Here is a 13127-nt window from a genome sequence, read left to right as displayed (position 1 = left end):
CCGGCATGAGCGAACACAACCTTCCGCCTGCCGTCGCCGACACGCTGCAGCGTGGCCTGGCCGACATGGGCCTGGCCGCCGAGCTGGCGCCGCCGCTGCTGCGTTACCTGGCCCTGCTGCATCGCTGGAACCAGACCTACAACCTCACCGCCGTGCGCGATCCGCAGGAGATGGTCACCCGCCACCTGCTGGATTCGCTGGCGATGCAGCCGCACGTAACCGAGGGCACCTTGGCCGACCTCGGCACCGGTCCGGGGCTGCCTGGCATTCCGCTGGCCATCGCTTGTCCCGGCCTGCAGGTCACCCTGGTGGAAAGCAACGGCAAGAAGGCGCGCTTCATGCGCGAAGCCGTGCGCCAACTACAGCTGGGCAATGCGCGGGTCGCCGAATCGCGTGCCGAAGCGCTGGACGAGCCCGGCCGGTACGACCAGATCACCGCGCGTGCGATGGACACGCTGGAAGGTATCGTGCGCGTGGGTGGCCACCTGCTGCGCCCGGGCGGGGTGCTGCTGGCCATGAAAGGCCTCCATCCGCACGATGAAATCGCCGCACTGCCGGCGGGCTGGACCGTGCGCGAGGTGGTGCCGCTGCAGGTTCCCGGGCTGTCCGGCGAGCGCCATCTGGTGACCATTACCGGTCCTTGAACGGCTGCGCCGGTCCTTGTTCGGCAAGGCCCTGGCGCATCCCGATTTCCGCCCGGGGCTGGTTGTACGCATAATGACCAGCCCCAGCAACCGTCGACGAGGCTCACCCGCATGGCCCGCATCATCGCCATCGCCAACCAGAAGGGTGGCGTCGGCAAGACCACGACCGCCGTCAACCTGTCCGCCGCCCTGGCCCACGCCCCCAAGCGCGTCCTGCTGGTGGACCTGGATTCGCAGGGCAACGCGACGATGGGCAGCGGCGTGGAAAAACGCGATCTGGTCTCGTCCACCTATGACCTGCTGCTGGGCGAAAGCACCGCGGCGGAAGTGCGGGTGAAATCGGCCGAAGGCTATGACCTGCTGCCCGGCAACATCGACCTGACCGCCGCCGAGATCCAGCTGATGGGCCAGGGCGAGCGCGAACAGCGCCTGAAGCGCGCACTGGCACCGATCCGCGATGAGTACGATTACATCCTGATCGACTGTCCGCCGGCGCTTTCGCTGCTGACCTTGAATGCCCTGGCCGCCGCCGATTCGGTGCTGGTGCCGATGCAGTGCGAGTACTACGCCCTGGAAGGCCTGAGCGCGCTGGTGGAAACCATCGAAGCGCTGCGCGGCAACCTCAATCCGGCCCTGGAAATCGAAGGCGTGCTGCGCACCATGTTCGACGTGCGCAACAACCTGGCCAACGCGGTGTCCGGCGAGCTCACCGAACACTTCGGCGACCTGGTGTTCCGCACCATCGTACCGCGCAACGTGCGCCTGGCCGAAGCGCCCAGCCATGGCCAGAGCATCGTCGGCTACGACCGTGGCTCGCGCGGTGGCGTGGCCTACCTCGGCCTGGCCGGGGAGATCATCCGTCGCAACAACGATCGCAACAAGGCCGCCAAGGCCGTGGAGACTGCCTGATGACCACCAAGCCCGCCGCAGGGAAGAAGCGTGGCCTCGGCCGCGGCCTGGATGCCCTGCTGGGACCGAAGGCTTCGGTGAGCCAGGTGCAGGCCACGGCGGTGATCGAACCGCTGCCTGGTGAGGTGCTGCGCAGGCTGCCGATCGGCCAGCTGCAGCCGGGCAAGTACCAGCCGCGGCGCGAAATGGACCAGGCCAAGCTCGCCGAACTGGCTGATTCCATCCGGTCGCAGGGCGTGATCCAGCCGATCCTGGCGCGCCAGCTGCCGGGCGGCAACTACGAGATCGTCGCCGGCGAACGCCGCTGGCGTGCGTCGCAGCTGGCCGGCCTGGACGAAGTGCCGGTGGTGGTGCGTGAGCTGGAAGACCGCACCGTCATCGCGATGGCGCTGATCGAGAACATCCAGCGCGAAGACCTCAACCCGCTGGAAGAAGCCGAAGCGCTGCATCGGCTGATCAGCGAGTTCACCCTGACCCACGCCGAAGCCGCCGAAGCGGTGGGCCGTTCGCGTGCATCGGTGTCCAACCTGCTGCGCCTGCTGGAACTGCCGATCGCGATCCGCGTGCTGCTGGAATCGCGCCGCCTGGAAATGGGCCACGCCCGCGCGCTGCTGACGCTGGCCCCGGAACTGGCCGGCAAGCTGGCCCAGGAAGCGGCCGATGAAGGCTGGTCGGTGCGTGAAGTGGAGCGCCGCGCGCAGGCGTTCGCCGCCGGCAAGGTGCCGGGCAACCGCCCGCAGCCGGCGCCGCGCAGCGCGCCCCAGGCGGATATCGCCTCGCTGGAAACCGAGCTGAGCGAATCGCTCGGTGCCAAGGTGGCGATCAACCACGGCCGCGGCGGCAAAGGCAAGCTGGTCATCCACTACACCGATCTGGACACGCTGGATGGCGTGCTGGAACGGTTGCGGGCCCAGCGCGGCTGAGCGACCGCATGAAGATCCTGCTTACCGGTGCTGCGGGATTCATCGGGGCCTACACCGCGCAGGCGCTGCTGCAGGCCGGCCAGCCGATGGTCGGCCTGGACAATTTCAATGATTACTACGATCCCCAGCTGAAGCGCGACCGCGTAGCGGCGCTGTGCCCGCAGCTGGACCTGCGCACGCTGGATCTGACCGACCGCAACGGCCTGGCTGCGCTGTTCGAAGAGGTCCAGCCGCAGGCGGTGATCCACCTGGCGGCGCAGGCCGGCGTGCGTTATTCGCTGGAAAATCCGCAGGCCTACGTCGACAGCAACCTCAGTGGCTTCGTCAACATCCTGGAAGCCTGCCGCCACCACCGCGTGGAGCATCTGGTGTATGCCAGCAGCAGTTCGGTGTATGGCGATTCGGCCACCCCGCCGTTCTCCGAAGACCAGCGCGTGGACCAGCCGCGCTCGCTGTACGCAGCCACCAAGGTCGCCAACGAATTGATGGCGTACAGCTATGCGCAGCTGTATGGCCTGCGCGCCACCGGTCTGCGCTTCTTCACCGTGTACGGCCCCTGGGGGCGGCCGGACATGGCGCCGCTGCTGTTCGCCCGCGCGGTGCTGGCCGGGAGGCCGATCGAGGTGTTCAACGAAGGCCGGATGCAGCGCGATTTCACACATGTTTCCGACATCGTGGCGGGCATCCTTGGTGCGCTCGCGCATTCCAGCACCGAGCCGGTGCCGCACCGCGTGTTCAACCTGGGCAACCACACCCCGGTGGAGCTGGAGCGGTTCATCGAGGTGATCGAGCAAGCCGCCGCTCGCCCTGCACGCAAGGTCTACAAACCGATGCAGGCCGGCGACATGGTGCGCACGATGGCTGACACCCGCCGTGCCCATGACGCGTTCGGCTATTCACCGTCCCTGCCGATCGAACAGGGTCTGCCGCCGGTGGTGGCGTGGTGCCGGGACTATTTCGGCGAACGCGCCTGAAGCGAGGATGCTGGGCAGCCGGGTTCATCTTCGGATAACCTCGGCAGCGGAGAATGCGCGCTGTTTTACTTTCCCTTGGCCGAGTTCCCGATGAGTCATCCCGAGCTTTCCGTCGTCGTCCCGGTATTCAACGAACGCGACAACGTCGCCCCGCTGGTGGCTGAAATCACCGCAGCGCTGCGCGGCCGCGTAGCGTTCGAGATCGTCTACGTGGACGATCATTCGCAGGACGACACGCTGGCGGTGCTGCAGGCCCTGAAGGCCAGCACCCCGGAGCTGCGCGTGCTGCACCATGTCAGCCAGAGCGGCCAGAGCACGGCGGTGCGGACCGGCGTCAAGCATGCCCGCGGCGCATGGATCGCCACGCTGGACGGCGATGGCCAGAACGATCCCGCCGATATCCCCAAGCTGCTCGATGCGCGCAGGGCGGCGGACGCCCAGGTCAAGCTGTTCGCAGGCTGGCGGGTCAACCGCAAGGACAGCGGCAGCAAACGCTGGGCCAGCCGCTGGGCCAACGCGATCCGCGCACGCGCGCTGCACGACGCCACCCCCGATACCGGCTGCGGCATCAAGCTGTTCGAGCGCGACGCCTTCCTGGACCTGCCTTACTTCGACCACATGCACCGCTATCTGCCCGCGCTGATGCAGCGTGCCGGCTGGACCACGCAGTGCGTGGCGGTCAACCACCGCCCGCGTACCGCCGGAGTGTCCAAGTACAACAACCTGCAGCGGGCGCTGGTCGGCCTGCGCGACCTGCGCGGGGTGGCGTGGCTGATCACGCGCAGCCGCCGCACCGCCGTGGAAGAACGCTGATGGACCTTCCCCTGCTGGACCAGCCGCTGACCTGGCTGTACTGGACCGGGCTGCACGTCACCGGCTGGAAGCTGATCGGCTACACCGGCGCGCTGATGTTCGGCGGCCGCTGGCTGGTGCAGTTCGTCGCTTCGCGGCGCGCCGGCAAGCCGGTGATCCCGCGGTTGTTCTGGTACATGAGCGTGGTCGGCAGCCTGATGACGCTGAGTTACTTCCTGTTTTCCGCAAAACAGGACTCGGTCGGCGTGCTGCAGAACCTTTTCCCTGCGTTCACTGCGCTGTACAGCCTGAAGCTGGATATCGCCCACCGCGGCTGGAAGCGCGACAAGGCCGCTCACTAGTCCGCGGGCAGGACGTTCGACCCATGTAGCGGGGCAGCATCGGTGCCATCATCGAAGGCCTGCCTCCCCGGGAATCCTGCGCTCGTGAAAACCCGCCTTGCCGTTGCCCTGCTGCTCGCCCTGTCCGCTCCCTTGCTCGCCCACGCGGCCCCGCCGGTCGCCACGGCGGCGCCGGCCAGCGTTGCCAATGAAAGTGCCGCCGACGCCGCGTTCCGCGCGATCTATGAAAAGGAATGGGCGTGGCGCCAGGCCGGTGGAGGTGAAGCCAGCGAAGACGGCGACGCCCCGGAGAGCGCCGCGCGCATGCCCGATGTAGGCCCGGCCGCACAGCAGGCGCGGCTTGCGGTCTGGGACGGCGTGCTCAAGCAACTGGATGGGCTGGATGCCAAGGCCCTGTCAGCGGTGAACCAGGTCAACCTGGCGATCTACCGCGACCAGGTGTTCAACCTGGCCGAGGACGTGCGCCTGCGCACCTACGAGATGCCGTTCAATTCGGATTCCTCGTTCTGGTCGAACCTGTCCTTCATGGCCCGTCGCGAAATGAAGACCGCGCAGGACCATCGCAACTACATCGCGCGCCTCAACGACGTGCCGCGTTATTTCACCCAGCAGACCGACAACATGCGTGCCGGCCTGGCGCGTGGTTTCAGCGTGCCGCGCGCCGTGCTGGATGGCCGCGAAGTGGCGATCTCCAACGTCGCCGACCTCACCGACCCGACCCGGTCACCGTTGTACGCGCCGTTCAAGAAACTGCCTGCCAGCATCCCCGCCGCCGAGCAGGCCCAGCTGCAGGCGCAGGCGCGCGAGGCGATCGCCGGCAAGGTCATCCCAGCGTTCCAGCAGCTGCGCCGCTTCTTCCTGCAGGAGTACGTGCCACAGGCGCGCACCACGCTGGCCGCCGAAGCGATGCCGGACGGCAAGGCGTTCTACAAACAGCAGATCCACGAATACACCACCCTGGACCTGGGCCCGGATGAGATCCACACGATCGGCCTGGCCGAGGTGGCACGCATCCAGGCCGAGATGAACGCCATCATCAAGCAGGTCGGTTTCAAGGGCAGCTTCGGCGAGTTCCTGACCTTCCTGCGTACCGATCCGCAGTTCTACGCCAGGACACCCGATGAACTGCTGCATCGCGCGGCGTGGATCTCCAAGCGGGTGGACGGAGTGATCGGTAAATACATGACGCTGCCGCGCGCACGCTTCACCATCGTGCCGGTGCCGCCGGACATCGCCCCGTTCTGGACCGCCGGCCGCGGTGGCATGGGCACCTATTGGCTCAACACCTACAACCTGCCGGCGCGACCGCTGTACAACCTGCCCGCGTTGACCCTGCACGAGTCCGATCCGGGCCATGCGCTGCAGGGCGCGCTGGCGGCCGAGCAGGGCGAGCTGCCGGAGTTCCGTCGCAACAGCTACATCTCCGCCTACGGCGAAGGCTGGGGCCTGTACTGCGAAAAGCTTGGCGTGGAGATGGGCATCTACGAGACCCCGTACGAAGACTTCGGCCGGCTGACCTACGAAATGTGGCGTGCGGCGCGGCTGGTGATCGATACCGGCTTGCACAGCAAGGGCTGGAGCCGCGAGCAGGCACTGGCCTATCTGCGCGACCACACCGCGTTGAGCGAACACGAAGTCACCACCGAAGTGGATCGCTACATCTCCTGGCCGGGCCAGGCACTCAGTTACAAGCTCGGCGAGATCGCCATCGTGCGGCTGCGCGCGCAGGCGGAGAAGGAACTGGGCGACTCATTCGACATCAAGGCGTTCCACGACGCCGTACTGCAGCAGGGATCGGTGCCGCTGCCGGTGCTGGAACAGCAGATCCAGGCCTTCATCGCAGAGCGCCGCAAAGGCTGATTGCTGGTAGCGGATTTTCTGCAGCAGGGCAGGCTTGTCTGGTCCAACAGACAGGCCTGCCGCATGCTCCCCTCCCTGCAAGACAGTCCCGCCACGCCGGTTGCAACCGCGAACCGCGACGTGCCGCCAACGCTGCCTCCGCGCCCATCGAGCGTGCCCCGCGCGATGGCCAACGCGCCGGATGCCTCCGGCATCATCTGGATGGTGGGCATGCCGTGCTACGGCGAGCATGCACCGCCAGGCATCGCCCACGTGCTGGCGGCTGCGGAACGCGCCGTCATCAAGGACGATTACAGCCGGCATCGCGGTTATCTCAACAAGCCCGATTACGTGTTCAACATCGATGCCTGCAAGGCGACGGCCCACGTAGCCTATCGGGTGTTGTGTACGGAGTTCGAGCGGCCCGGCCGCTACGCCATACGGCATGCGGAGCAGGGCGCCTTCATGCTGGTGCATCGCTCGCAGCGGACACCGCAGCTGGTGCGCACCGCGCTGGAGCATTCGGCCAGTGGCTGGCATCTGGACGTCGCCGATACCGCGAACAGCGGCTGGAACGGCGTACGCGGCAGGCATTTCGCGACACTGGACGCGCTGAAAGCTGCCTTGCCGCCCGGCATGCACGAAGTCACTGGCGCTTCCCTGCACGATCTGGAGACCCCCCTCTAGCACCGGTCGCCTGCGCTGCGATTGTGTAACGCCTCGTGCGGCCGCTACCCTGACGATGATGATCCGTACTGTCCGCCGACGCCCGCTGTTCCTGATCCGCCTGCTGATGCTGGTGGTGGTGGCGCTTGGCACGGCCGGTGGCGCGTTGGCGTCGGCGCTGGGTGACCTGCATGAGTTGTCCCATGCCGATCATCCCGCCGCGCCGCATGGCGATGCCGGAATGGAGACCGGCCACGATGATGACGATACCGGCGCACGCCTGCTGCATGCACTCGTGCATTGCGGCCACTGTCATGGCCAGGGCGGCGTGCTGCCCTTTGCATACGCAGGCTGGGAACTGATCACTGCACCGACCGGCGTGCGCCACGCTCCGCATGACGCGACCTGGCGTCCCGCGCCACAGGACAGCCCGCTGCGTCCCCCGATCCAGGCCTGATCCGCGGTCCGCACGCAGCGGACGACCCGATCCTGTCCTGAGATTGCTGGAGAAATCCCATGTGGAAACGCCTGGCCGCGCTTGCGGCCCTGGCGATGGCACCGTGCGCAGGCGCACAGGTGACATCGCCCGCCGTCCCGTTGACGCTCGATGCTGCCATCGAACGTGTTTCGCGCACCCACCCCGACCTGCGACTGCTGCCCCTGCAGCAGCAGGCCGCCCGCGCCCGCTACGACGCCGCCGGGCTGGCACCGCCGCTGGTGTTCGGGGTGGACATCGAGAACGCGCTTGGCAGCGGCAACAGCCGCGGCATCGACGCGCTGGAAACCACCGTGTCGCTGGCCGGTGTCCTGGAACGTGGCGGCAAGCTGGATGCCCGCCGCGCCCTGGCCCAGGCCAACATCGACGCCCTGGCACCACAGCGCGAGATCATCCGGCTGGACATGATGGCCGAAGTGGCCCGTCGCTACCTTGCGATCACCGTCGCCAGTGGCCGTCAGCGCATCGCGCTGGATGACATCGAGCAGCGCCGTCGCGCGGTCGACGCAGCGCGCCGGCGGCTCAGCGCTGGCGCATCACCGTCCTCGACCCTGATGACCGCGCAGGCGGCGATGGCCCAGGCCGAGCTGGATCTAGATCGTGCCCTGCAGGAAGGCAGCACTGCGCGCCTTTCGCTGGCGGCGCTGTGGAACGCGCGCAGCGTGGATTTCGATGTAGCCAGTGGTGATCCCCTGCGCTTGCCCGCCTTGCAGGACTTCGCCGGGCTGGCCGATCTGCTCGAGCGGACCCCGGAGCTGGCGATGATCGCCGGTGAGCAGCGCGTGCGCGAAGCGCAGGTGCAACTGGCCCGCAGCCAACAGCGCAGCGATGTGTCCTGGCAGTTCGGGCTGCGCAATGACCGCGCCAGCCGCGATTCCTCGCTGGTGGCGGGCTTCAGCGTGCCACTTGGCAGTGTGCGGCGCGCCGATGCGGACATCCGCGCGGCACGCAGCGAACTGCAGATGAGTGCCGTGGAGCGGCAGGCGCGCGCCCTGCAGTTGCATGCCACCTTGGCCGAAGCGCATGGGCGCTACGAAAACGCGCGTCTGGAGGTGACCCGCATGGACCGTGATGTCCTGCCGCAGCTGCGCCGTGCGGAGAAGGCTGCCGAAACCGCGTGGCGCGCCGGCGCCATCAGTTACCTGGAATGGGCCCAGCTGCAGGCGATGCGCATCCAAGCGCGGCAGCGCCAGCTGGATGCAGCGGTGTCCGCGCAGAGTGCCCTGATCGAGATCCAGCGGCTGACCGGACAGCCACTGGTCGCCAATGCAACCCAAGGAGCTGCACCATGACCCCCATCATCGTGGCCACGCGCCGCACGCTCGCGATCCTGTTGCTGTCTGCCCTGCTGGCGGGCTGCGTTGGCAAGGCCGAGGACTCCGCCGAAGACGCACACGCGCACGCAGAAGGTGAATCGCACGATGATGAAGCGCCCGCCGACAGCACCCGTATCAGCGACGCACAAGCCCGCGCCGCCGGCATCGTCAGCGCAGCCGCAGGCCCGGGCACCATCGCCGACGAGCACGAAGTGCAGGGCCTGCTGGCGCCTGTCGATGGCCGCAGCGCACAGGTGACGGCGCGCTTCCCCGGACCGGTGCGTGCACTGCGCGCCAATGTCGGTGACCGGGTGCGCGCCGGCCAGCCGCTGGCCAGCATCGAGAGCAACCTCAGCCTGACTCTCTACAGCATCGCCGCGCCGATCTCCGGCGTGGTGTTGTCGCGGCAGGTGCAACTGGGCGCAGTCGCAGCCGAAGGCCAGGTATTGTTCGACATCGGTGACCTGTCGCAGCTGTGGGTGGACCTGCATATCTTCGGTGCCGATACCCAGCACATCACTGCAGGGGTGCCGGTCACCATCACCCGCATGACCGATGGCGTCGCGCAGACCGTAACCCTCGAACGCGTGCTGCCGGGCACCGCCACCGCCAGCCAGAGCACCGTTGCCCGGGCCACCATCGACAACGCCGATGGCCTGTGGCGACCCGGTGCGGCGGTGCGCGCACGGATCGTCGTCGCCAGTACGCCGGCGCCGCTGGCGGTACCGCTGAGCGCGCTGCAGACCCTGGAGGGCAAGGACGTGGTCTTCGTCCGCGACGGCGACGCTTATCAGGCACGCGAGGTCCAGCTGGGTGCACGCGACGCACGCCAGGTTGCGGTCATCGGCGGGCTGCGGGCGGGCGAACAGGTGGTGGTGGAGCAGAGCTATACGGTGAAGGCGGACATCGGCAAGGCGGGGGCAGCGCATGAGCACTGAAACGATGGCCGGACGCGCCACGCCTGGCGTGCTGGAACGTCTGATCAGCGGCGCCATTGCCCAGCGCTGGCTGATGATGGCGCTGACCGTGGTGCTGGTGCTGGTGGGTGCGTGGAGCTTCGGCCGGCTGCCCATCGATGCCACGCCGGACATCACCAACGTGCAGGTGCAGATCAATACCGCGGCACCCGGTTACTCGCCGCTGGAGAGCGAACAACGGATTACTTATGCGGTGGAAACCGTGATGGCCGGGCTGCCGGCACTGGAGCAGGTCCGTTCGCTGTCGCGCTATGGGTTGTCACAAGTGACGGTGGTGTTCGAAGACGGCACGGACCTGTACTTCGCCCGCCAGCAGGTGGCCGAACGTCTGCAGCAGGTCCGCTCGCAGCTGCCTGACGGCCTGGATCCGCAGCTCGGGCCGATCGCCACCGGCCTGGGCGAGATCTTCATGTACACCGTCGACGCCGCGCCCGGAGCGCGCAAGCCCGATGGCACGGCCTACACCGCCACCGACCTGCGCACGCTGCAGGACTGGGTGATCCGCCCGCAGCTGCGCAACGTGCCCGGGGTCACCGAGGTCAATACCATCGGCGGCTTCCAGCGCCAGGTCCATATCACGCCGGACCCGGCACGGCTGCGCGCGCTGGGCTTCACACTCGAGGATGTGGCGGCCGCGGTGGAAGCCAACAACCAGAACGTGGGCGCCGGCTACATCGAGCGCAACGGGCAGCAGTTCCTGGTGCGCATACCCGGCCAGGTGGCCAACCTGGAAGAGATCGGCAACATCGTGCTGGACCGCCGCGAAGGGGTGCCGATCCACGTGCACGATGTGGCCGAGGTGGCCGAAGGGGCGGAGCTGCGCAGCGGCGCGGCCACCCAGGACGGTCATGAGGTGGTGATGGGCACGGTGGTGATGCTGGTCGGCGCCAACAGCCGCGAGGTGGCCCAGGCTGCTGCCGCGAAACTGGCGCAGGCACAGCGCAGCCTGCCGGAAGGGGTCACCGCCACCGCCAGCTACGACCGCACCGCGCTGGTGGACCGCACCATCACCACCGTGGCCAGGAACCTGCTGGAGGGCGCGCTGCTGGTGGTCGTGGTCCTGTTCCTGCTGCTGGGCAACGTGCGTGCCGCGCTGATCACCGCGGCGGTGATCCCACTGGCGATGCTGTTCACCTTGACCGGCATGGCACGCGGTGGGGTGTCGGCCAACCTGATGAGCCTGGGCGCGCTGGATTTCGGCCTGATCGTCGATGGCGCGGTGATCATCATCGAGAACTGCCTGCGCCGCTTCGGTGAGCGCCAGCATGCGCTGGGCCGCGACATGAGTGCCGCCGAACGCTTCGCCGAAACCGCCAGCGCGACCGCCGAAGTGATCCGTCCGAGCCTGTTCGGCCTGGGCATCATCACTGCGGTCTACCTGCCGATCTTCGCGTTGACCGGGGTGGAAGGAAAGATGTTCCACCCGATGGCAATCACCGTGGTGCTGGCGCTGACCGGCGCGATGCTGCTGTGCCTGACCTTCGTGCCGGCCGCCATCGCGCTGTTCCTGGGTGGACGGGTGCAGGAGAAGGAAAACCGGGTGATGGCCTGGCTGCGCCGGCGCTACCAGCCGCTGCTGGGCTTCGTGCTGCGGCGTGGGCGCTGGGCAGTGGCCGCCGCGCTGGTGCTGGTGGTGGGCTGCGGCGTGCTGGCCAGCCGCCTCGGCAGCGAGTTCGTTCCCAGCCTGGACGAGGGTGACGTGGCGATGCACGCCATGCGCATTCCGGGAACCAGCCTGGGCCAGTCGGTACGGATGCAGACGCAGATTGAAACGCGCCTGCTGCAGTTCCCCGAGGTAGCCAAGGTGTTCTCCAAGATCGGCACGCCGGAAGTGGCGTCTGATCCGATGCCGCCATCGGTGGCCGACACCTTCGTGATGATGAAGGATCGGCGCGACTGGCCCGATCCGCGCAAGCCGCGCGGCGTGGTGCTGGACGAGCTGGAAGCGGCGGTGGAGCAGCTGCCGGGCAACAACTACGAGTTCACCCAGCCGATCCAGATGCGCATGAACGAACTGATCTCCGGTGTGCGTGCGGATGTGGCGGTGGTGGTGTACGGCGATGACCTGGATACCCTGGCGCAGATCGGCCGGCAGGTGGAACAGGTGGTTTCCGCCGTGCCCGGCGCCGCCGATGTGCGACTGGAGGAAACCAGCGGCCTGCCGCTGCTGACGGTGCGGCCTGATCGCCAGGCATTGGCCGGCTACGGGCTCAATCCGGGGCAGGTGCAGTCGACCGTGGCCACCGCCGTCGGCGGCACGGTGGCGGGGCAGCTGTTCGAAGGCGATCGCCGCTTCGACATCGTGGTGCGCCTGCCCGAAGCCCTGCGCCAGGACCCGGCGGCGTTGGCGGACCTGCCGGTGTCGCTGGAACCGGCGCTTGCCAGTGGCGACGCCGATGAGCTGAGCCGTGGCGACAGCGCGGCCAGTGGCGGCCCGCGCACGGTGCCGCTGCGCGAACTGGCCCGCATTGAAACCAGCGAAGGGCCGAACCAGGTGAACCGTGAAAACGGCAAGCGGCGCATCGTGGTCACCGCCAACGTGCGTGACCGTGACCTCGGCGGTTTCGTCGCTGACCTGCAGTCAGCGGTGGGCACGCAGGTGGAGGTCCCCGCCGGTTACTGGATCGACTACGGCGGCAGCTTCGAACAGCTGATTTCAGCCAGCGAGCGGCTGGCGGTGGTGGTGCCGGTCACCCTGGTGCTGATCTTCGCGCTGCTGTTCTGGGCCTTCGGCTCCAGTCGGGACGCGCTGGTGGTGTTCAGTGGCGTGCCGCTGGCATTGACCGGTGGCGTGCTGGCGCTGGCGCTGCGCGGCATGCCGCTGTCGATCTCCGCCGGAGTGGGTTTCATCGCGCTGTCCGGCGTTGCGGTGCTCAACGGGCTGGTGATGATCAGCTTCATCCGCCAACTGCGCGGGCAGGGACTGGCGCTGCCGGACGCGGTGCGCGACGGTGCGCTCGGCCGGCTGCGGCCGGTGCTGATGACCGCGCTGGTAGCCTCGCTGGGCTTCGTGCCGATGGCGTTCAATGTCGGTGCGGGTTCGGAAGTGCAGCGGCCGCTGGCAACGGTGGTGATCGGCGGCATCGTGTCGTCCACGCTGTTGACCCTGCTGCTGTTGCCGGTGCTGTACCGCTGGCTGCACCGCCGCGAACACTGACGACCGCTCTGGTGGGTGACGACCGTTGGTCGTCACCGCTTCTGCTTTCCCATGGCCGCTGGAAGGGCGTGA

The 13127-nt window shown here is 67.8% G+C and carries 11 protein-coding genes and 1 pseudogene; all 12 read left to right on the top strand.

The features are described 5' to 3' along the window. The first annotated feature begins 5 nt into the window (after nt 1–5). The 12 genes and pseudogenes from rsmG (at nt 6) to SOM47_RS12620 (ending at nt 13055) form a co-directional block, all read left to right on the top strand. Nucleotides 6–644: a 16S rRNA (guanine(527)-N(7))-methyltransferase RsmG gene (gene rsmG, locus SOM47_RS12675; protein WP_042613909.1), complete on the top strand. Its 639-nt coding sequence runs from the start codon at nt 6–8 to the stop codon at nt 642–644. Nucleotides 645–755: 111 nt separating this feature from the next. Beyond that, complete coding sequence (locus SOM47_RS12670) at nt 756–1553, top strand: ParA family protein (RefSeq protein ID WP_042613895.1); 798 nt, start codon at nt 756–758, stop codon at nt 1551–1553. Then, entirely contained in the window at nt 1550–2476 is a 927-nt protein-coding gene (locus tag SOM47_RS12665) for a ParB/RepB/Spo0J family partition protein (RefSeq protein ID WP_372487481.1), read from the top strand. The genes SOM47_RS12670 and SOM47_RS12665 overlap by 4 nt, the downstream gene beginning before the upstream one ends. 8 nt (nt 2477–2484) lie before the next feature. Next, complete coding sequence (locus SOM47_RS12660) at nt 2485–3450, top strand: NAD-dependent epimerase/dehydratase family protein (RefSeq protein ID WP_042613893.1); 966 nt, start codon at nt 2485–2487, stop codon at nt 3448–3450. Between the two features lie 90 nt (nt 3451–3540). After that, nucleotides 3541–4263 carry a glycosyltransferase family 2 protein gene (locus tag SOM47_RS12655; RefSeq protein WP_320505784.1) on the top strand — a complete coding sequence of 241 codons (723 nt, stop codon included), beginning with the start codon at nt 3541–3543 and terminating at the stop codon, nt 4261–4263. Continuing rightward, entirely contained in the window at nt 4263–4604 is a 342-nt protein-coding gene (locus tag SOM47_RS12650) for a lipid-A-disaccharide synthase N-terminal domain-containing protein (RefSeq protein WP_101099439.1), read from the top strand. Before SOM47_RS12655 ends, SOM47_RS12650 begins: the two co-directional genes overlap by 1 nt. Nucleotides 4605–4688: 84 nt before the next feature. Next, on the top strand, nt 4689–6464 hold the full coding sequence (locus SOM47_RS12645; RefSeq protein ID WP_414715802.1) for a DUF885 domain-containing protein: 1776 nt from the start codon (nt 4689–4691) through the stop codon (nt 6462–6464). A 63-nt stretch (nt 6465–6527) separates the two neighbouring features. Further along, nucleotides 6528–7130, top strand: a complete 603-nt coding sequence (locus SOM47_RS12640; protein ID WP_320505783.1) for a hypothetical protein — start codon at nt 6528–6530, stop codon at nt 7128–7130. Nucleotides 7131–7185: 55 nt separating this feature from the next. Beyond that, nucleotides 7186–7566, top strand: coding sequence for a hypothetical protein (locus tag SOM47_RS12635; RefSeq protein ID WP_320505782.1), 381 nt, complete (start codon nt 7186–7188; stop codon nt 7564–7566). Nucleotides 7567–7625: 59 nt separating this feature from the next. Continuing rightward, on the top strand, nt 7626–8897 hold the full coding sequence (locus SOM47_RS12630; RefSeq protein ID WP_320505781.1) for a TolC family protein: 1272 nt from the start codon (nt 7626–7628) through the stop codon (nt 8895–8897). Nucleotides 8898–9070: 173 nt separating this feature from the next. Continuing rightward, nucleotides 9071–9859: pseudogene (locus tag SOM47_RS12625) on the top strand (efflux RND transporter periplasmic adaptor subunit); the annotation flags it as partial. Next, nucleotides 9849–13055 carry an efflux RND transporter permease subunit gene (locus SOM47_RS12620; protein WP_414715801.1) on the top strand — a complete coding sequence of 1069 codons (3207 nt, stop codon included), beginning with the start codon at nt 9849–9851 and terminating at the stop codon, nt 13053–13055. The pseudogene SOM47_RS12625 and the gene SOM47_RS12620, both read left to right, overlap by 11 nt. Nucleotides 13056–13127: the final 72 nt, after the last annotated feature.

Source organism: Stenotrophomonas sp. CFBP8980 (genome assembly GCF_034046095.1).
GTDB lineage: Bacteria > Pseudomonadota > Gammaproteobacteria > Xanthomonadales > Xanthomonadaceae > Stenotrophomonas > Stenotrophomonas lacuserhaii.
The sequence above is the reverse complement of the archived record's forward strand: the minus strand, read 5'-3'. Positions and strand labels throughout refer to the sequence as shown.